12 protein-coding genes are annotated in these 21121 nt (G+C 56.1%); 10 read left to right on the top strand and 2 right to left on the bottom strand.

The genetic code is table 11. The annotated features are described in order from the left end of the window. Window position 1: 1 nt before the first annotated feature. From IEY46_RS22500 to IEY46_RS22450, 10 genes are all read left to right on the top strand, one after another. Entirely contained in the window at window positions 2-3235 is a 3234-nt protein-coding gene (locus tag IEY46_RS22500; protein ID WP_229750469.1) for a family 78 glycoside hydrolase catalytic domain, read from the top strand. A 170-nt stretch (window positions 3236-3405) separates the two neighbouring features. Further along, entirely contained in the window at window positions 3406-5508 is a 2103-nt protein-coding gene (locus IEY46_RS22490) for an alpha-L-rhamnosidase-related protein (protein WP_188995230.1), read from the top strand. 386 nt (window positions 5509-5894) lie between these two features. After that, window positions 5895-7997 (top strand): S-layer homology domain-containing protein, encoded by a 2103-nt coding sequence (locus IEY46_RS22485; protein WP_188995228.1) that lies wholly within the window; start codon window positions 5895-5897, stop codon window positions 7995-7997. A gap of 447 nt (window positions 7998-8444) precedes the next feature. Further along, window positions 8445-9518: a substrate-binding domain-containing protein gene (locus tag IEY46_RS22480; protein ID WP_188995226.1), complete on the top strand. Its 1074-nt coding sequence runs from the start codon at window positions 8445-8447 to the stop codon at window positions 9516-9518. A 182-nt stretch (window positions 9519-9700) separates the two neighbouring features. Then, the gene (locus IEY46_RS22475; RefSeq protein ID WP_188995224.1) at window positions 9701-11056 is read left to right on the top strand and encodes a sugar ABC transporter substrate-binding protein; all 1356 of its coding nucleotides are present in this window, start codon (window positions 9701-9703) and stop codon (window positions 11054-11056) included. 63 nt (window positions 11057-11119) lie between these two features. Beyond that, the gene (locus IEY46_RS22470) at window positions 11120-12004 is read left to right on the top strand and encodes a carbohydrate ABC transporter permease (protein WP_188995222.1); all 885 of its coding nucleotides are present in this window, start codon (window positions 11120-11122) and stop codon (window positions 12002-12004) included. 16 nt (window positions 12005-12020) lie between these two features. Beyond that, window positions 12021-12845: a carbohydrate ABC transporter permease gene (locus IEY46_RS22465; RefSeq protein ID WP_188995220.1), complete on the top strand. Its 825-nt coding sequence runs from the start codon at window positions 12021-12023 to the stop codon at window positions 12843-12845. A gap of 42 nt (window positions 12846-12887) precedes the next feature. Beyond that, window positions 12888-14045: a glycoside hydrolase family 88 protein gene (locus tag IEY46_RS22460; protein WP_188995218.1), complete on the top strand. Its 1158-nt coding sequence runs from the start codon at window positions 12888-12890 to the stop codon at window positions 14043-14045. Between the two features lie 22 nt (window positions 14046-14067). After that, complete coding sequence (locus IEY46_RS22455) at window positions 14068-17751, top strand: chitobiase/beta-hexosaminidase C-terminal domain-containing protein (protein ID WP_229750468.1); 3684 nt, start codon at window positions 14068-14070, stop codon at window positions 17749-17751. Window positions 17752-17887: 136 nt separating this feature from the next. After that, window positions 17888-19930, top strand: a complete 2043-nt coding sequence (locus IEY46_RS22450; RefSeq protein WP_188995213.1) for a hypothetical protein — start codon at window positions 17888-17890, stop codon at window positions 19928-19930. Between the two features lie 110 nt (window positions 19931-20040). Here IEY46_RS22450 and IEY46_RS36805 read toward each other — a convergent pair whose 3' ends face one another. Together IEY46_RS36805 and IEY46_RS22445 are read right to left on the bottom strand one after the other, a co-directional pair. Further along, entirely contained in the window at window positions 20041-20172 is a 132-nt protein-coding gene (locus IEY46_RS36805) for a nucleotidyl cyclase domain-containing protein (protein ID WP_268239535.1), read from the bottom strand. Window positions 20173-20214: 42 nt separating this feature from the next. Beyond that, window positions 20215-21012 (bottom strand): AIM24 family protein, encoded by a 798-nt coding sequence (locus IEY46_RS22445; protein WP_188995211.1) that lies wholly within the window; start codon window positions 21010-21012, stop codon window positions 20215-20217. Window positions 21013-21121 lie beyond the last annotated feature (109 nt).

Below are 21121 nucleotides of genomic sequence, written 5' to 3'. Positions count from 1 at the left end.
CATGATTACTGTAGGCAAAATGACCGTCGATTACGAAACGAGTCCGATCGGTATCGACAACGCGCGTCCGGCGTTTAGCTGGCAACTGCAATCCAATCGAAGGGGCGAATACCAGACCGCATATCGCGTTCTGGTGTCCGTCAGCCGCGAGGGGCTGGAGCGGGTTATCGGCGACTGCTGGGACAGCGGCCGCGTCGAGTCCCGCGATTCGCAGCATATCGCATACGGCGGATGCGAGTTGCGATCGGAGACGCGTTACTATTGGAAAACGAAAGTCTGGGATAGAGACGGCAACGAAAGCGAATGGAGCGATACCGGTTATTGGGAAATGGGTTTGCTGAGGCAGGAGGAATGGACCGGGCGGTGGATCACCGCCCCGTTCTTACCGGAACCGCAGCCGGAACCGGATCTGCTGAAGGGCGTGCCGGTGCTCTGGGATCGGGCGGTTAACGCCGAGGAAACTGCAGGCGCCAAGAAGGCAGACGCGGAGAGCGGGTCCGGGAGCGGCACTGGCGAGAAATCCGGCGACGACCGCGGGAAGCGCTATTTCCGGCTCGTTTTCGAGATCGGGGACGAAGGACTGCCGGCCGAGGCGAAGCTGCACGTCTTCGCGGCGGATTCCCTCTATATTTATGTAAACGAACACGACGAGGGACTCTATTATCCTTACCTTCAATCGGTCGTGCTGGACGTGGCGGGCTTGCTGCGGCAAGGGAGGAACGTCGTGGCGTGCGCTGCGGACGGGGAAAGGCCAGGGCTCGTCGCGACGCTGCGGCTTACGTATCCAGACGGGAGCGTTCGTACCTACGGAGGAGAGGGCGATTGGCTAGCTTCGGACTCTCCGCAAGAGGATTGGACGTCACCCGATTCGACGGGAGAGGGAGCCGGGTGGCGAGCCCCCGCGAAGATCGGCGCGTTCGGTGAAGGGGACTGGAGCGTCTACAAACGCATCCACTACCCGGTCAATACCGCTTACGGCCCATGTCCGGTTCTCGGTCGCGCTTTCCGGGTCGAGAAACCCGTGGCGGGCGCGAGGCTGTATATTTCCGCTCTCGGAATCTATCAAAGCCGCATGAACGGCGTCCCGATCGGCAACGACGTTTTTGCGCCCGGTTGGACGGATTACCGTACTCGCATTCCGTACCAGGTTTACGATGTCGCGTCGATGCTTCGGGAGGGCGACAACACGCTGGAAGCCGATGTCGGCTCCGGTTGGTACGCCGGCCATCTGGGGATATGCGGCCCTTACCATTACGGAAAAAAGGTCGCTTGCCGAGCGCAATTGCGAATCGACTATGCGGACGGCACGAGCGAGACGATCGGCACGGACGAAGAGTGGTACGCCGCGCTAAGCCCGATCGTCTCCGCGGATATCTACATGGGCGAGACGTACGATGCCCGGCTGGAGAGAGCTTCTTTCGCGTCTGCGCCGGAACTTCAATCCACGGCGTTCTTCGAGGAAGGCCCCGGCGGGCGGATGACGGCGCAGCAAGGACCCGCGATCCGCGCGGTCGACGAGCTTGCTCCCCGTTCCGTCCGTCGCGTCGGCGAGGGTCGTTATATCGTCGACATGGGCCAGAACATGGTCGGATGGCTTCGGCTGAAAGTGACCGGCGCGGAATCCGGCCGGACGATCACGCTTCGTTACGCGGAGCGGTTGGAGCGGGAGGACCGGTTGTACCGGGTGAACCTTCGTACCGCCAAGCAGACGGACGTCTACATTGCCAGAGGAGCGGCCGAGGAGCAATACGAGCCGCGATTTACGTATCATGGCTTCCAATACGTCGAGATCGAAGGATATCCCGACGGCGAGCTGACGACAGACCGCATCGCGGGAATTGTCGTGCGCTCCACCGCCGAAGAGACGTCGGAAGTCCATACGTCGCACGCGCTGCTCAACCGGTTGATGGACAACGTGAAGTGGAGCCAGCGGGGCAACTTCTTCGGCGTTCCGCTCGATTGCCCGCAGCGGGACGAACGGCTCGGCTGGACGGGCGACGCCCATGCTTTCGCCCGGACGGCCACCTACAATATGAACTGTGCGAGCTTCTACGGCAAGTGGATGGCCGACATTCGCGACGCGCAAGGCGAAGACGGCGCGATGCCGGACGTCGCTCCGTTCGTCGAGCACTTCGGCAGAGGCCATGTGTTCTTCGCCGACGGCGGCGTCATTCTGCCTTGGACGTTATATCGGGTATACGGTGATAAGAGAACGATCGAATCGAATTACGAGGCGATGGCCCGCTGGATCGTCTGGATGGAGAACGACAGCGACGAGAACCTGGTGCGGCGGTCGGAAAGCTTCGGCGACCATCTGAGCTTCGGGGCGGAGACGCCGCGCGCGCTCATCAACGCGGCGTTCTTCGCTTATAGCGTGCGGCTCATGGCGCGGATGGCGGGAGAGATCGGCAGGGAGGAAGATGCTGTTCGTTACGAGGAACTGTTCGAGGGGCTGAAGCGGTCGTTCCAAGCGCGGTTCGTCCGGGAAGACGGGCTCGTCGAGAGCGAGACGCAGACGGCTTACGTGCTGGCGCTTATGATCGGCTTGCTGCCGAAAGAGATGGAGCGCGCAGCTCTGCGCCGGCTCGTCGACAACATCCGGCAGCGGGATTGGCATATGACGACGGGATTCATGGGCGTTTCCTACATTTTACCGCTGCTATCCGAGTACGGCGAGACGGCAACAGCCTATCGGCTGCTGCTTCAAGAGACGTTCCCGTCCTGGCTGTACCCGGTAATGAACGGTGCGACGACGATCTGGGAACGTTGGGACGGCTGGAACGAGGAGCGCGGGTTCCAGGATCCCGAGATGAACTCCTTTAACCATTACGCGCTCGGTTCGGTGGGCGAGTGGATCTACCGTTACCTGGTTGGCATCGACTTGGACGATCAAGAAGCAGGGTTCCGTTCGTTCCGCATCCGGCCGCTCCCCGGCGGAGGGATCTCGTCCGCGGCTTGCCGGTACGACAGCCTCTACGGCCGAATCGAAAGTGATTGGAGCATCGCGGACGACGGCTTGTCGCTGCGCGTGGAAGTTCCGGCGAACACCTCGGCGGAACTTCGGCTTCCCGCGCAGGCGGACGCGGAAATCCGCATTGACGGGATGCCGATCGTCGCGCACGCGCAAGACGACGACGCGGCGAGGGACGGATGGACGTTCATCCGCCGCGACGTCTGGGCGGCGTATTTCCGGATCGGCTCCGGCCGCTACGAGTTCAAGGTGGCGACATGGTAAGGCCAGGGTCCGAGGGAGGCCCTTGGGATATCGAGAAGCTGAAGGGGCCACCCTCCGCCGGGGTAAAACCGAACGTCTGCCGGAATACGATCTAAAGGAGCTAGGCGAACGCAATGCCAGTCTATCCAAAGCGCCTGCGAAACGAATTAGCATGAAGGGAGAGAGAACAAATGCAGGACCACCTCCAACGGGCTACTTGGATCTGGTATCCGGACGATTATGAAATATGGCTTCATCAGAAGGTATCCGTCCTCCGGCAGTTCAGAGGCTACATATGCCCGCCTTCTTGGCGGCTCGATGCTGCCTATACGAGCGTCAAATTCCGCAAGACGTTCGACTTGACGGAACCGGAGCTGTTGACCTTATCGGTGCAAGGCGAGTTTGTTCTGCTCATGGACGGCAGCATGACTCCGATTCCTTACAAGAAGACACCAATCACGTCGGTGCATATTCCTGCCGGCAGGCATGAATTGACGGTGAATGTATATAATGACCGTGAAATTCCCGCTATGTATGCTTCCGGAGCGACTTGCGGAACGGACGGAACGTGGGAGGTAACCGCGTTGAACGGCAAATGGGTACCTGTTGCATCATGGACCTTCCACCATATTGAGCAGCCTCCGGCAGCTTTTCCGTTCTCCTATGAAACGCGTCAGCCCGCTGCCGTTACGAATATTGACGGGGGGGTTATCGTCGATTTTGGCCGGGAAACGTTCGGAACCGTTAGCTTTCTGGAGGCCTCAGGTCAAGGCGGCATTCATTTGTATTATGGCGAATCGCTTGAGGAAGCGATGGCGGGGGAGGGAGCGGAGACGTTCGATACGTTGGCCGTGAATAGCGCCGAGCCTCTGGATCGCACTACATCGGTTACTCGGGCTTTTCGTTATATCCAGATCAAAACGGATCCGGGCATTTCTTATGCGCAGATCGAACACCGGTACGAATATTTGCCGATGGAACGGCGAGGCGAATTCCGCTGCTCCGATCCGCGGCTTAATGAGATTTGGGAGATGTCGGCGCATACCCTGCACATTAATATGCGGGAGTTCCTCTACGACGGTATGAAGCGGGACCGGTGGGTGTGGAGCGGGGACGCGAATCTCGGCTTTCTCATTAACAATTATTCGTTCTTTGAACAGGACGTCGCCAAGCGGACGATGATTGCGCTTCGGGGCAAAGAGCCTGTGGAAATTCATATCAATACAATTATGGACTATACGTTGTACTGGTTTTTGAGCGTCCACGATTATTATCTGTATACCGGCGATCTTGCGTTTGTTCGGTCCTGTTATCCGAAACTGGTATCATTGATGGAATTTTGCCTGAACCGGCGCAATGAAGCGGGCATGTTGGAAGGATATCCGGAGGACTGGGTATTCATTGATTGGGCACCCATGGAACGGCGCGGAGAGCTGGCAGCCGAGCAGCTTCTGTTTTGCCGGAGCCTTGAAGCAGCGGCTTTGTTCGCGGGAGAAGTCGGGGACAGCGAGGGTGAAGCAAGATATGGCAAGCTAACCGGACGGCTCCGCGAAACCATATACCGATTATTTTGGGACGATGAACAGGGCGGTTTGATTCATGGCCGGTATGAAGGAGAATTAAACAGGCAGCTTCTAAAGTACCCGAACATTTTCGCAACCCGATTTCATTATTTGGATGAAGGGCAGCGGGAGGCTGTGCGTGAAAAAGTGCTGAAGAACGATGCAGTGCAAAAGATCAATACGCCGTTCATGCGTTTTTATGAACTGGATGCGCTTTGCCTGCTCGGCGAGCATGACTATGTGTTCCAGGAGGTTCGCGAGTATTGGGGCGGGATGCTCGATCTGGGGGCTACAACCTTCTGGGAAGAATACGACCCCGCCATACCCGCTGAGCGGCAATACGATATGTACGGCGACAAGTTCCGCAAGAGCTTGTGCCATGCATGGGGGGCTGCGCCGATCTACCTGATCGGGAAATATATGTTGGGCGTCAAGCCTACAGAACCCGGGTACTCCCGTTATCAAGTAGAGCCGAAGCTGTGCGGACTCGAATGGATCGAGGGGAAGGTGCCGACTCCAGATGGAGAGATCGCCGTATACATGGATGCTTGGCGTATTCGAGTGACTGCGAATGACTCGGGTATTGGCGTGCTGAAATTTAAATGCGCGGGCAGGCCAATTGTCAACGCAGGGGAATTGACGGCTGTAGGCGGGGATGAATATGAGTTGCTCCTGACCTCACCGTCTTATGAATATGAGATCGAATTGGGAAGGGGTGATGTCCATGCGTAAGCCTGAATGAATCACCGGACTTTTAGTAGATCATGTTAAGCGGATAGATTGTAAAGGTAATTGAATAGTTCGCGCAGAGTCACATTCAGGTCTCTTACTAAGGAGACCTTTTTTTAATTATAGGAAAGTATAAATTTTCGTCATCCTTTCTCTATCATTCAAAGAGAAGAAACTTGGCTATGCCGCAAAGGACGGCGTTATCCGTTTCTTCTTGTTTGGAATAACAAAAGCCGCTGGGCATTTAGTTGTTGCAATTTCTATAAATATTTCCTTATAATCGACTTTATTCGACATTATTCTCGAAAATGATTTGCTATATTAGTTCTATTGTACATAAAACTATTTACCTATGTACGAATATAGAATAACGGGGAGTGTTGTAGAGTATGAAAAAATGGTTAGGGAGTATAGCCGCCGTATTGCTGCTGGCCGCTATTTTTGCATTTCCGAACGATTCATTTGCGGACAATTCGTTTAAAGACGTGGGCGGTACGTTCTGGGCAGAAGAAGAGATTAACAGTATGGCTCAGCTTGGACTTGTCAAAGGGTATACCGACAATACGTTCAAACCGAACAATACGGTAACACGGGAAGAATTCGCCGTCCTTATTACACGTGCGTTTTACTTGGAGCTGCCGGCAAGCAGCCCGTCTTCGACATTTGCCGATGTCTCGAAGACCAGATGGTCTTATACATCCATAGAGGCCGCGAAAGAATTTCTCACCGGTTATTATCCGCCGTCCGGCAAAGCCTTCTTTGACCCGACTGGAAAAGCGACGCGTGAGGATGTTGCGGTTGCTCTCGTTAAGGCTCTTGGTTATCAACCGGATGAGTTGAAAGATGAGAGAGTAATCAATCGTTTTTATGACGGTGACGACATTTCACCTAATATGCGTACTTATGTAGCATTGGCGGTAGAAAATAAGCTGATAAGCGGCTATAACGACGGGACGTTCAAACCGGGCAAGGCCGTTACGCGGGCAGAGTCTGCCGCGCTCCTTTACCGTGTGATCAAAGGCGCGGCGGCTGATAGCAAGCAGACTCTCACGTTGAACGTTGAAGCGCCCGAAACAACATCGACACCGACTTTTTATGTTTCCGGAGATGCAACAAAAGGTGCGAAGGTCTTTATCAATAACGAAGAAGTCGAAGTCGTGCAAGGACAATTCCGGGTTGGTTTCCGTTTGGAGGAAGAAGGCAGCTACAAGTATACCGTATCTGCGCGCATGGCGGGAGGCAAGACGCAGACTGTAACAAAAACGGTCAAGTTTGAAAAAGGCGCGCCTTCTATTGAAGTAAAAGGCGTGCCGGAAACAACCGACAAGAAAACGATAACGGTCACTTGGACCGTGAAAGACGGAAATGATGTAAGTCCGGTTGTCTATATAAATGATGAGAGACAATACGGGTCAACAGCTACGATTACTCTTGAAGAAGGGGATAACGAAATTAAAGTAGTCGTCGAAAACAGCTTTGGAAAATCGACAGAAGTTGTCAAACATGTTGTTTTTCAAAGCGGCGGTCCTGTATTGAACGTAGGCATTGTCCCGGCGACAACAGATAAGGAATCGCTGACGCTGAGCTGGACTGTACAGGATAAGAACGACTACAGCCCCAAAGTTTACCTCAACGGTGACCAGCTATACGGCAGCAACACGAGCGTGACGCTAAAAGAAGGTACAAATATCTTTACATTCCGGGCGGTCAATAGTGCCGGCAAATCGACGGAAGTGACCAAAACAGTCGTATTAAACGGGGGAGCTCCCAACTTGACCGTGGAACCGATCCCCGACACGACGGACAAGGATTCGATTACGGTCTCCTGGAATGTACAAGACAGGAACGACTACAGTCCGAAGGTATATGTCAATGGGCAGCAGATGTACGGCAGCTCTACGACCGTTAATCTGACTCCGGGTCCAAATACGATTACGGTTAAAGCGGTCAACAAGCCGGGAAAAATAACGGAAATCACCAAAACCATCACGTTTTCCAGTGGCGGTCCGGTGTTGAAAGTGGGAGATATTCCGCAGACAACCGGCAAGAAATCTGTTACGGTTTCCTTGAGCGTATCCGATAAAAACGATTACTCCCCAAAAGTATACATCAATGGAGAACAGATTTATGGAAGCAGCACAACCGTCAATCTGACTCCTGGCATGAACACGATTAAGATCAAAGCGGTCAACAGCTTAGGCAAAATAACCGAGGAATCACATGATATCGTGTTCGAGCCCCAAGGTCCGCGGTTAACCTTAGGCTATGCGCCGGAAACAACGACGTCGCAGACGATTACACTCTCTTGGACGGTTTCCGATGACAACGACTACAGCCCCAAGGTGTATGTAAACGATAAACTGGTTTATTCCAGCAGCATGGACGTAACATTGGTTCCCGGAGCGAATACGTTCAAGCTCGTTTCAAGCAATAGTCTCGGAAAAACGACAACGGTCACGTATACGGTTACCTATAATCCATCACAGTCATAAACGATTGAAACCTGCAGGTAGTATCAAGCGACGTCAATCTCAAACAAGAGCGGCTATCCTTCTTCCCGGATAGCCGCTCTTTAGCTTGGACTTGAGTGCGCGAACGTGAAGGATGCCGTCAGCCGTTTCTACTGCTTTTGGAAGGCAGCAACTCCTTACTGTTCCCCCTTTTGAGCGCTTGTGGCGGCGCGGGGCTGTTCTTAGCATCCGCAAGCAAGTGCCTGATACGGGCGGGCTACGCCTGAATTGATATGCCATGTCCCGGGATAAAAGCTCGCACAAGCGGCCAGGTTACGATGTATTCCTTTAACGAGATGGGATTGCTGATCGAACTGGGGCAAAGTCGCATTCTGGTTGACGCTTACATGGATCGGTGATATTATGTAATGAGTCATTTGTGTGGTCGGTCCACTGTCCATAATAAAATTATTTAGGGAGAGTTTGAATTTGAAATTCGACAGCACCCCTTTGTATGAGAAAATAAAAAGTTACTTGCGTGACTACATAATGCAGGCGGCGGAAACCGGTACCGAGGTACGTATCGACTCCGAGCGGCAAATGGCAGAGGAGATGCAGGTCAGCCGCTCCAGCGTCAACCGTGCAATATCAGAGCTTGTCGTAGAAGGGTATCTAGTAAAACGCAGGGGCAAAGGCGTATTTATCCTGCCCAAGGAAAAGCTGGAGCAGAAGCTTGGTAGCGTGCAGAAAATCGCGCTTATATTGCCCGACATCAGCGACTATTACTACGGCGTGCTGGCCCACGAGATCGAGCGGGTTGCTTACGACAACGGCTACGATTTGATGCTTTGTATTATCGGGACGGACCACGGCAAGGAGCGTGGCTATCTCGTCGAGCTGGAAAACAAGGGCGTTTCGGGAATCATTTCCGCGCCGTACGTGAACAGCGCTGTCAACGCCGACATTTACCGTCAGCTGTTCCAGGCGGGAATTCCGGTCGTGTTGGTGAACCGGATCAACGAAAACATGAGCGATCTTCCTCATATCGTATATGACCAAGGGGAAGGCAGCTACATCGGAGTGCGGCATTATCTGAAGCAAGGCAGGCGGAACATTTTGTATGTCGGCGACTTCAAGAACAGCTATTTGTGCCAGCTGCGCAAGCAGGGCTGCGTCAAAGCGCTTGAGGAGGAGGGCGATCCGTCGTTGCTCGAGGTGTATGTGGCGGACGGAACGGACTTCCCGGAGCGGCTGCTGCAGACAATGGCGGACGGCAGCATCGACGGCATCGTCTGCTACAACGACATTATTGCAATGACCGTCTGCAATGTGCTGGCTCAGGCGGGCCGTCGCGTTCCGGAAGACGTCGGAATTATTGGCTACGACAACTCGTATATCGTCAGCCTGTTGCCGGTGCCGCTCAGTTCGGTCGATTTTCCGCATCAACAGATGGCGAAAGCCGCATGGCAGCTGTTGGAGTCACTTCTCCGGCACGAGGAAGCCGAGCTTGCTCAGCAAATGCCGACGCGGCTCATGCTGCGGGAATCTTCCGCCACTATTTGAGCCGTGCGGTGAGGCGGGCGCTCCTGTTGAGAGCGCTTTTGTCGATGGTGTGCGGGAGTTGTTCTCTGAATATAGTGGTCGGTCCACGGTCCAATTTGAAAGGGGTGATGCCGCTCGAAGTGCAGGTTGCGTATACATGGTTTGAATCAGGTGGTACAACTTTGAATGGGGGAAAACGATCCGTGAAAAAGGGAACCTTGTCCAAGGCGCTTTGCGCCGTCGCATTGGTCAGTCTGCTGCTTGTTGGGTGCTCCGGCAATAGCGGTAATGAGTCGGGGGAAAAAGCAGCCGACGGAAAAGTAACGATTAACTACTGGGGCAGTATGACGCCGGAGTTTACGGATTATCTGGTGAAGAAGGTGGAGGAGACCTATCCCGATATCAATCTCAAGATATCGGCGATTCCAGGCGTTACCGGTGGCGGCGATCCGTTCATCAATGCGGCGGCGGCCGGCACGCTGCCGGATCTGTTCAACTCGAACCCGACTGGGGGATCGACATACTCGGACATGGGCATTACGAATCCGCTAAGCACATTTTCCGATTTTAAGGAAGCGGTTGCAAATGTCGATCCGAACTTGATTGAAACGGGACGGATGGGCGACGGCGAGGTGCATAATCTCATCACCTACGGGGCCACGCCGGTCATGGTCTATTACAACACGAAGCTTTGGCAGGAGGCCGGTCTGACGAAAGCCGACATTCCGACCACCTGGACGAAGTTCGTCGAGGTCGCAAAAAAGCTGACGAAATCGACTGCCGGCGGCAAAACCGATCAGTACGGCTTGGAGCTCATTACCGACGGGCGCGGCGGCGGCTTCAACTTCCAACTCGGCTATGCGCTCTATTGGAGCATTACCGGGAATCCGAACGCAGGTTTCTTGTCCAAGGACGGCAAGCAGGTCATTCTCGACAAGCAGGCGTACGCGAAGACGATCGGGCTGGTATCCGATCTCATCCTCAAGGAGAAGACATCCCCGCCGGAGCGGACGCAGGACATTTTTCCGACGGGCACTATCGGCATGGCACTGAACGGTCCTGGCTTCGCCACCGTGCTGGAGGACCCGGACAAGAGCAAGGTGGTCGGACAATGGGATCTGTTCCCGCTGCCAACGCTGGGACTGGGCAAAGGCACAAGCAATGCGCTGCCGGTAGGCGGGCGCACGATTATGATGTCGAGAAATACAAAGCATCCCGAGGAAGCCTGGAAGGTCATTAAGATACTGATGTCCGACGAGGTGCAGATGCAAGTGTACAAGGATCTCGGCGAATTCCCGGTTTCGAAAACGGTGCAGGCGGATCCCGAGTTCGCTTCCGACAAAGTCGTGAGCGCTTTCCTGAATCAGGACAATACGCAGGTAAATGGCCGCGACCCGTTTTACTATTCACTGATCAGCGACAATCTGTCGCCGGCGTACAACGAGGTGCTGGCTGGCAAAGCGAAGCCGGAGCAAGCGGTCGACGCCGCCGTGACGAAGTTGCAGCAATTGATTGACGAGGACCAGAAGTCCCGCGAAGTGCTGCTAAACAACAAGTAATGCCATTTCGGCGGAAGGCGGCGCTCAAGCGTCCTCTCCCGCCGCGTAAGGAGCTGCAGAACGATGCAAATTGCACTGAAACGGCTGAAGCGCACCTGGATCGGTTACGTATTTGTTTCGCCCTGGCTGATTCTGTTTTGCGTCTTTGGCTTTTTTCCCATCCTCTATTCGCTTGTGTTGTCGTTGCAGGAGGCCCGCGTCATGCAGGAGCCGGTCTGGGTGGGGCTGTACAATTTCAAGTATTTGTTGTCCGATCCGACAAGTGACCTCTGGCTGACGCTGCGCAATACCGTGATTTTCGTCGTCGTGTACATCCCGGTGCTGCTCCTGTTATCCCTCGGCATGGCGTATATGCTGAACCGCAAGCTGAAGTTCGAGGTATTCTGGAAGACGGCGGTGTTCATGCCGCTCGTAACGGCAGGCGTCGTCTATGCGATCATGTGGAGCAATATGCTGAGCGCGAACGGCATTCTCAACACGCTCCTGAACGCGCTCGGCTTTGACGACAATACGCTGCTGACGAATATCCATACCGCCATGCCGACTGTCGCCGCCATCGATGCGCTGAAGAACGCACCGTACTGGACAATTATCATATTGACGGCGCTGACGTCGATCTCCACCGATCTATACGAATCGGCTACGCTTGACGGTGCGACTGCTTATCAGAAGTTTCGCAGAATCACGATCCCGCTAATTTCTCCGACGCTGTATTTCATGCTCTACATGGCGAGCATCGGGGCTTGGAACGTTTTTGACCAGGTGTTTGTACTGACTAAGGGAGGACCGGCTAACGGCACGTTGACGCTTAACTATTATCTGTTTAGCATTTTCTCGCGCGGCCGCATCGGACTCGCCTCCGCCGTCGGAATTATTATCGGCTGCCTTGTGCTGCTGACGGTGATGGTGCTGAAGCGCTTCGTCAAATCAGAAAACGACTACTATTGAAGGGGGATCGCAGCCGATGAACATTCGAAGCCATGCCGTCTCCCAAACCGCGGTGTACGTTGTGCTGGCGGCCGTATCCGCGTTTACGCTATTTCCGTTTCTGTGGATGCTGACTAATATGTTGAAGCCGACGATTGAAATAATGGATAACCGGATACTGCCGAGCCGGCTGACGCTGGAACATTTCCGCAGCCTGTCGTCGGCGCTGCCAATCTGGCGCAACGCGTTCAACAGCCTGTTCGTGGCGCTTGCCGTAACGGCCGGCAGCTTGTTTTTTTCCTCGCTGGTCGCCTACGGCCTGGCCAAAATCGATTTTATCGGACGAAAAGCGCTGCATCAGTTCATCATTCTGACGATGGTCGTGCCGGGTTCGCTGACATTGGTGCCGCGCGTCATGGTCGTCAAGGACCTCGGCTGGATGGATTCGTACTGGGCACTGATTGTGCCCGCGCTCGTGAGCGCATACAACGTGTTTTTCTTTCGCCAGTTTTTTATGGGTATTCCATCGGAGCTGAACCAGTCGGCCTACGTAGACGGCGCGTCGGAATTCCGCATTTACGCCCGCATCATCGTGCCCTTGGCGAAGCCTGCGATGATCACACTCGGCATTTTGAGCTTCCTGTCATCCTGGAACGACTTCATGTGGCCGCTGATGGTGACGACCTCGACCGATTTGCGTACGCTGCCGGTTGTCGTGGCACTGCTGTCCGACCAATACAACACGAACTGGGGAGAGATCATGACCATCGGCAGCATCACGGCCGTGCCGATCACGATCGCATATATCGCATTCCAGAAATACTTCATCGAAGGTCTTGTGACGGCCGGGTTGAAAATGTAAGATGCAATACCAAATAAACATATATGGAATCGGGGTAGGAGCATGACCGCTGTACATCATCTTCAAGACGGAAGCGTACGTCGGGAGCTGCAAGAAATCATATACAAAATCGATCGAAATCTGGAGCGGTTCGATCTGTTGTTCCCTCATATGTCGAGAAGCGGCCGTTACGGCGAGTCACTGAATGCCGACGGCAACTGGACCGGCTCCTTCTGGACGGGCATGATCCTACTGGCTTACCGCTATACCGGACAGGAAAAATATCTCGCTGCCGCGAGGCGCTATTTGCCGGTATATCGCGAGCGGCTGGAGTACGGCCAGAAGGATCATGATCTTGGCTTTCTCTATCAATTATACGCTGCCAACCTGTACCGCTTCGACAGCAATCGCGAGGCGCTCGAGCTAACCATAGGGGCGGCCGAGGAGCTGCTGAAGCGCTTCAACGGCAAAGGCCGATTCATTCGCGCTTGGGGCGCGCCGGACGAGAACGACCGTCGCGGCGTTATGATTATCGATTGCATGATGAACTTGCCGCTGCTGTATACGGCAAGCAGCCTGAGCGGCGATCCCCGCTTCGCCGCGGCCGCGGACAGCCACGCCGAGACGACGCTTCGCTTCAACATTCGGCCGGACGCCTCCGTTTATCACACCTATGAGTTCGACCCGGATACGGGAGAGGCGCTTGGCGGCTATAACGAAGGCGGCTTCTGCGACGAATCATGTTGGTCACGCGGGCAGGCGTGGGCGATCTACGGCTTCGCTCTGGCGGGCCGGCATAGCGGCCGCCGCAACTTCATTGAGGCAGCCGAACGGCTGAGCGACTACTTCATCCGCGAATCGCCGCCAGACGGCGGCATTCCGCTGTGGGACTTCAAACTCCCCGACCCGGCGGGTGCGCTGAAGGACGCTTCGGCAGCCGCGATCGCCGCCTGCGGTTTGCTGGAGCTGGCGGAGCAGACGACTGACGTTTCGCCGGCGGCGCGCTGGCGCTCCCATGCGGCGGCCGTCGCGACGACGTTGCGACGAGAATGCTCGGCAACCGGGGATGAAGCGGTCGAAGGATTGATCCGCAACTGTTATGCGCGCGAGCCCGACATGAAGCAAGGACAGTTTTATACCGTATGGGGAGATTACTTCTACATGGAGCTTCTGATGAAGCTTGACAGCCTCGATCCTCAGATGTGGACCTACGAAGTATAAATTTCGGAAAAGGGGAATTTCCATGATGAGTAAACGAATCTTGCAAGCGGCGTTGAGCCTGATCCTGATCTGTTATGCCCTGGCGGCGCCGCTTGGCGTTGCCGCGGCCGACGGCGCGGCCGTGGTCACGGCCAACCCGCCAGCCGGAGTCATCGCCAAGGGTGCGAAGGTCAATTTGAGCGCCGGCGCTTCGGCGATCCGCTATACGACGGACGGCAGCGATCCGCGCAGCTCGGCGACGGCGATTGAGTACGCTGGACCGATTACGGTCGACAATGCCTTGACGCTGCGCGCGGCGTCCGAGGTTTCGACCGGCGTCTACGGAGATGTCGAGGCGTTCCACTACGAGCTGTTGAGCGTGCCCGGTTGGTCCTACGAGGTGAAGTCTCAGGCGGATGCGACGATTGCTTTAGATTCCGGTGTTTCCCATTCGGGTGGCGTTTCGCTCAAGCTGACGAGCGCAACGCCACCGGCCGCCAACGTCTACGCCCGGGTGTGGCAAAACGTCACAGTAAAGCCGAACACGACCTACCAGTTTAACGCCTGGGTGAAGGGTAACAACGTGAATGCGGATATTTCCGTCAACTCCGCTTGGTCACCGCGTTATTCGATTCCAAGTGGTGATTGGCAGCAGCTTGGCTTCACGTACACGACGGGGGCGAACGAGACTCTGCTGTCCTACCGGATCGTCGTGCCAAACGTAACGGACGCGCTGTGGATCGACGACATTACGTTTACGGAATCCGGCAGCTCGGTCAATCTGCTCGTTAACCCCGGCTTCGAGGTGCAGCTGGAACCCGTCCGGGCAAGCGTTGCCGCTGGCGCGGTGCCGGCTGGTACGGAGGTGGTGCTTACGGCTGCACCGGCTGCACAAATCTTCTATACGGCGGACGGCAGCGATCCGCGCAGCTCGGCGACGGTTATTACGTACACGGGACCGTTGTCGATCGACGGGGACGTCACGCTGCGGGCCTTCGCCGTAGATGGCTGGCTCACCAGCGCGGTGAGCGACTTCGCTTACACGGTGCTGCCGGTTGCCGTGGAGCCGACCGTCCTCGGAGGCATTTTTATCGATGAGCCGCCGGCTTTTGCCGTTCGCACCGCCGGAGACCGCTTGACTTGGAGCGTCAACAACCCGGAAGGCGAGCTGGTTCTGCAGGGAGAAGCCGCTCTTACGTCGCCGATCTACAGCCTTCAGCCCACGCTGGCGGACAAAGGCTATTTCACGCTGCAGGTCAGCGCCTGGCAGGGTACGGTATTGCTAGGAAAAGCGTCGACGCCTTTCACCGTGCTCGAAGAGGCGGACGTGGCAGTTAAGCAGGACAGCCGTTTTGCCATGGGCACCCATTTCGCCAAGTTCTGGAACGACGATCTCGTGCCGCTGCTCGATGCCACTGGCATCTCGGCCATTCGCGATGAGCATGAATGGAAAAATCTCGAAAAGCAGAAGGGCGTTTTTTCTTTCCCGGCCCGAAATGACGCCTACATGGCAAGGCTGGAGCAGGAAGGAGTGCAGCCGCTGATCGTGCTCGACTACACCAATTCGTTTTATGACAACGGTTACACCCCATACACGTCGGAGGGTTACAACGGCTTCGCCAACTATGCCGACCAGGTACTTCAACATTATGACGGCGAGATTCCGTGGGTCGAGGTGTACAATGAATATAACAACTCGAATTTCGGCGATATGGGCGCGGGGCCGGCGGACTGCAAGCCGGAGTATTATTTTGAACTATTGAAGGCCACCTATCAGAAAATCAAGCAAAACCACCCGGCCGTGACGGTTGCCGGTCCGGTGACAGTAGGCCTGCCGTGGGAATGGCTGGAAACCTTCTTCCAGCTCGGGGGCTTGGATTATCTCGACGTTGTATCCGTGCATCCATACAACTTTCCGAATGCGCCGGAGATTCTGGCCGAGCGGATCGATCAGCTCGACAGCCTCATCCGCGAATACAACAACGGACAACCGAAGCCGATCTGGATTTCTGAAATCGGCTGGCCGTCCTACAGTGGTTCGGAGGGTGTCGACGAGCGGACGCAGGCGCAATACATCGTGCGCAGCCATGTGACGGCATTGGCGTCCGGCGTAGACAAAATATTCTGGTATAACATGATGAATGATGGTATCAACAAGGAGGATCGCGAGAGCAATTTCGGCCTCATTCGAAATTTGAACGATCCGCAAGGCGCTTATGCGCCGAAGCCGGCATACGCGGCGTATGGCGTCATGCTGCGCCAACTCGGCGGCATGGCGTACGTCTCGCAGGATGTTGCTCCTGCTTCCGTGTACAGCTATAAGTTCCAGGCGGGCCAGCAGACGGCCCATGTTCTGTGGAGCCTGGAGCCGGTCAACGTCGCCTTGCAGGCGAGCGGCGATCTGACCATCGTGGATGCGATGGGCAACGAGGAAGTCTACACGCCGCATGACGGCAAGATTTACTTGACGCTGGACGAAACGCCGCTATACGTCAAGGGAGAGGTCCTCGGCATCGCCGCGGACGGCACGTTCACGCTGCAGGCGGAAAACGCGCTGGTCGGCGAAGTCATCGATGCCGTCGTGATCTGGAACAACGAAGCGTCGACGACATCCGCGTCGGCCGCGCTGGAGGCGGAGGGCGTAACTGTACCGCTGGCGGTCGCCGCAGGTGCAGTCGTCACGGAGGCTGTTGTGCTGCCGGCCAAGTCGAGTGCGGGCGTCAAGACGCTGACCGCCGCGATAAAGTTCGGAGGCGTCTCGGCGGGGCGCATCGCCGCCTCCGTGTCAATCTTAGGTTCGGCGGTGACGGCAAGCGAGATCAAGCACGGACTGGATGCGAATGGCGGCCACGTGCTGCGCCTGACGCTGGCCAACGAGCTGGCGGTGGCCAACGAACTGACGGAAATCCAATGGAGCTTCGGCAGTCAAAGCGGCGCGACCACATTTCAGACAACAATTCCCGCAAGCGGTCAGACTGTTGTGTCACTGCCCGTTCCTTCGCTGACGGAGGGGCAGACGTATCCGTTCCAGCTTCAGCTGCAGCTGGAGGAAGGCAATCCCGTCGCTGCCTCTGGCAGCCTGAACCTCGTTCCGGCGTCGGCAATGACGGCACTGGCGAAAAAGACGGTTGACGTGGAGGGAACAAACGACGACTGGAGCGGGGTGAACGCCATCGATCTTGCAACGGAGACGACCGCGGTTCCGGTCACGGGACATTCGTTCGGCGGCGCCACCGATCTAGGCGGCGATCTGCGGCTGACGTGGGACGACGATTATTTGTACGTATCGGCGAGCGTTAACGATGACACGTTTGCGCAAAGCTACTCCGGCAGTGACATCTGGAAAGGCGACTCGCTTCAATTCGCCTTGACGGCGGGCTTCCCCGGCGAGACGGTGAACCGCTTCGAATATGGTGCGGCCCTGACCTCGTCGGCAGCGGAGTTGTACCGCTTCAGCGCGCCTTCCGGAATGGCGACCGGGTCAGTCGCGAATGCCCGGGTGAACGTGGCGCGAGACGGGACCAATGCGGTGACGACGTACAAGATCGCAGTGCCGTGGAGCGAGCTCGGCAGCCTGTCGCCGACTGACCGCGCGCTTAGCTTCTCACTGCTCGTCAATGACGACGATGGCGCGGGACGAAAGGGCTGGCGCGAATGGGGCTCCGGCATCGGCTCGGGCAAAAATCCGGCTTTGTTCAAAGCGGTATGGCTGCAGGAGCAGCCATAAGACGAAAGTGTAAGTCGACAACTGCAAGATAATACAGAAAGATCGAAGCTGTGGGGCGGGCAGGGGACGGGCGGCGAGGCTGGGCACCACATTGCGCTCCGCACGAACGTCCCTTGCACATACGAGGAGGACAACTATGAATATGGAGCAATTTCTTAGCAACCGGCCGTTCGCCGAATACCTGGACAGCCTGTGGGACGGGGAACGGGGATATTACCGTCAGTCGGACGGCGCTGCGGCGGGCACATCGGTATCCATGCTGGCAGCGGTCTATCATCTCTACAGCGCCCTGCTCGCGGACGGGGAGACGGAACGGGCGCGGCATGTTGAGCGGCTGTCCGGCCTAATGTCCAGCGTGCTGCCGCTGGTGCGCGAGGACGGGGGCGTGGCGGAGTCGGCGGATCATCCCGGATCGAGCTACCACCCTGGTCTTGCATTTAATATCTGCAAATGCCTCGGGCTGATCTATCCATATTTGGAGCAAATCGGACTGGGGGCGCAGCGCGAGCCGGTACGCCAAGCGATCGTCACGATGGTCGAGCATCACCCCGAGGCGGGGGAGGCCGGCACCCACGGCAGCGACCAGTCGCTCCGCTTCGAGCTGGCGGCATATTATTTCGCTTACGTTGCGACGGGAGAGCGCAAGTACCTCGGCTGGTACAAGCGATTGTTCCATAACGGCATCGCCAGTTATACGCGCGACATTCACAGCCATAAGGAACGGCATTATACGACAGCGCCAGGCCTGCAGCGGGCCGGTCTGCATCCCGACTTTACCTTCAACTACGCCGGGGGCATCGGCACCGAAACGGAGCTGCCGACCAACGCACATACGCCGGCATACTATCTAGCCGAAGTGGACGGCTTTCTGTTCACCTACCTGCTCGGCCTCAAAAACGGGGTGCTGACGCGCAACGCAGACTGGGATGACTTTTGCCGCAAATACGCTCGCGGATTGTACAAGGACTTGTCCCGTGCCGGCCGTATGTCCTGCGATGTGGACGGCTACGGCATCCACCGGGCCTGGTACGCCAAGGTCATATTTGAGGGGCTGCCGTTGGCGGCCTGCGTCCCGCTCGGTCCGAACGAATCGGATGCGGAAGCGCGCGCCCACTTCAAATGGTATTGCGACCGCTATCTTGAAAATTTCATGTCCTCGGAACATTTCCGCCGCTTCGGAGTGCCGCCGCATCAGCCGTACGGACATCGGCTGACGATCGAAAAGCAGTTCGACAAGTTCAATTGCATCGAGATTTACGCCAAAACGGCGGCGTATTTGTACGAGTTCGGCGTCGACCGGGAGCCAGCGCGTGAACCCGATCCGTTTTACGCTTATTCGTGGTGGCATGACTGGTTGCGGGTCAGCACTCCGGTGTACGAGACGTCCTTCGCTGCGGCGACGGGCGGCTGCGCCATTCCTAAAGCGCGGCATTTTGGCGATTCGAATCTCGGCACGCTTGCCGGCGGCGCCGCGCTGATGACGCTGTTTGCCGGGAAACAGCTGCTGTACGCGCCGTCGACGGACCCGGATTACGCCTTTGACATGCTGGTGATGGACCGCAACGGCCGCACGGCGCGATCCAGCTGCACGCTGTTCGGGGACCGACGGGAGTTTTACGTGGAAAATACCTTGGGCGAGCGGCTCGAGAAGGAAAGCTTCGTTCCGTACGGCATGCCGTTCGTGGAGGCACTGGGGGAGAGCGTGAAGACGGTGTTCCGCAAATCGACTGAGCAACCGAATGTAACGTTTGTCGTGCAAAACCGCTTTAGCCGGGACAACATCGAGATCACGCAGAAGTTTTTTTCGCCAGCCGGCTGCTTTATTCGAAAAGGCTGCTTCAACCTGCCGCTGCCGAAGCTGGAGCCAGTCGAGGTCGAGCTGCGGGACGGCGGCTCCTTGACGCTCGACTTCGAGGCGGACGGTTGGCTGGACATTCGCCGGGTGCGGGCGTTCCGCTGCCGGGTCGGGGCCGGTGCTTATCGCATCGAACTGCTGCGCGTGCCTGCGTATGCGCATGAGCGCAATACACGCATCTGGCGCGGCAGCGAAGGACTGGAAGGGGAGCCCGGGGGAGAAAACAGCTTCAGTCCGCATCCGACCGGCGTTCTGCGCATCGGCGCCGGCGGCGGTGATCTGCATCAGGCGGAGCTGGTGCTGCGGTTGGAGTTTATGGCCTGACCGCAGGGGTCACCCTCACCCTAACACCAAACAGCCCGCTTCCAATTGGAGAGCGGGCTGTTTGCCTTCCTTGGGCTGCCGTCGCCCCGTGTTTCGCTGAAGCGGCGCATTCAGGCGGTCTGTACATTATTGAGGCCAGTTCTCTTCGCCAGATACAGAGCTTCGTCAGCCAAAGAGAGCAGCGCCTCCAGCGAATATCCAGCGGTGGCGGTTTCCACGACTCCTACAAATGACTGTTTCATCTAGCCGTCACACGGGATGCTCACGATTCAAGAGTGAGAAGATCAACGGGTTGGAACAGCTGGCAACGAACTGTTCTTGTACTTCATGAGCGGTGCCAGCCACACCATGCCGGTTCCCCGATACACATTAACAAGCCCTTCACCTGATGCAGCCGAACCTATGCGGGTTTTCCCTGATTTCTCCACGGTGAAGTCCAGGGAATGGGACCACATCAGTGCAAAACTTCCGTCCACCTTCAATACATCATTCTGCAATTCGATGACGACCGCTTCCTCCGTAGGAATGGGCGCCTCCAGTGCGAGAATTCCTTTTCCTTTGGCACTTAGATTAAATAGGCCTTCGCCGCCCAGCACGGCTGAAGAAACATTCTTACGCGCCGTGACCGCGATATTCAGTGTTGTTTCGCATGCCAGGAACATGCCGTCGTCGATGACAATATGGTCGTTGTCGACATCGATTAACCATAGATATTTATAGGTGGTTTCGAGTAAAATCGTACCGGTACCTTTGTAAAGCGGTTTGATTGCGCTGGTTCCTGTCACTGCACTCGACACCAGATTTCGCATCAAACCTCCAACACCCTTAACACCTGTGGTCATTTCAATATCGCCAACCATATACTGCATAGCCCCAGCAGACAGCATAACTTCACTGTTATTGATTTCAACCATGAGCTGCTTGTTGCGCATGTTGCTTTTGCTCATGAAGAAGTTGGATTCTGCCTCCGACATGGTGGTACTGCTCAGATCCTCTTTATATTCAATTACTGTAAATCCGCCAAGCTGCTCCTTTATTACAACATTGTCATTATCTTTAAGATTATTTATGGTAAAAGCCATGCTGATATACGCCTCCTGTGGCAGTTATTTTGAGTTGTACAAGCTTATCTTCTTTTCATAGGCTAATATTCGACAAAAGGAAGAGATTTCACGGAAGCGGAAGCGGCGC

The sequence above is a fragment of the Paenibacillus nasutitermitis genome, assembly GCF_014641075.1.
GTDB lineage: Bacteria > Bacillota > Bacilli > Paenibacillales > Paenibacillaceae > Paenibacillus_Z > Paenibacillus_Z nasutitermitis.
The sequence above is the reverse complement of the archived record's forward strand: the minus strand, read 5'-3'. Positions and strand labels throughout refer to the sequence as shown.

What these genes read in the sequence shown, in the direction of transcription:
- IEY46_RS22460 (WP_188995218.1), top strand. Translation starts at nt 12,888, where the DNA reads ATGACCGCTGTACATCATCTTCAAGACGGAAGCGTACGTCGGGAGCTG.
- IEY46_RS22490 (WP_188995230.1), top strand. Translation starts at nt 3,406, where the DNA reads ATGCAGGACCACCTCCAACGGGCTACTTGGATCTGGTATCCGGACGAT.
- IEY46_RS22450 (WP_188995213.1), top strand. Translation starts at nt 17,888, where the DNA reads ATGAATATGGAGCAATTTCTTAGCAACCGGCCGTTCGCCGAATACCTG.
- IEY46_RS22445 (WP_188995211.1), bottom strand. Translation starts at nt 21,012, where the DNA reads ATGGCTTTTACCATAAATAATCTTAAAGATAATGACAATGTTGTAATA.
- IEY46_RS22455 (WP_229750468.1), top strand. Translation starts at nt 14,068, where the DNA reads ATGATGAGTAAACGAATCTTGCAAGCGGCGTTGAGCCTGATCCTGATC.
- IEY46_RS22500 (WP_229750469.1), top strand. Translation starts at nt 2, where the DNA reads ATGATTACTGTAGGCAAAATGACCGTCGATTACGAAACGAGTCCGATC.
- IEY46_RS22485 (WP_188995228.1), top strand. Translation starts at nt 5,895, where the DNA reads ATGAAAAAATGGTTAGGGAGTATAGCCGCCGTATTGCTGCTGGCCGCT.
- IEY46_RS22470 (WP_188995222.1), top strand. Translation starts at nt 11,120, where the DNA reads ATGCAAATTGCACTGAAACGGCTGAAGCGCACCTGGATCGGTTACGTA.
- IEY46_RS22465 (WP_188995220.1), top strand. Translation starts at nt 12,021, where the DNA reads ATGAACATTCGAAGCCATGCCGTCTCCCAAACCGCGGTGTACGTTGTG.
- IEY46_RS36805 (WP_268239535.1), bottom strand. Translation starts at nt 20,172, where the DNA reads ATGAAACAGTCATTTGTAGGAGTCGTGGAAACCGCCACCGCTGGATAT.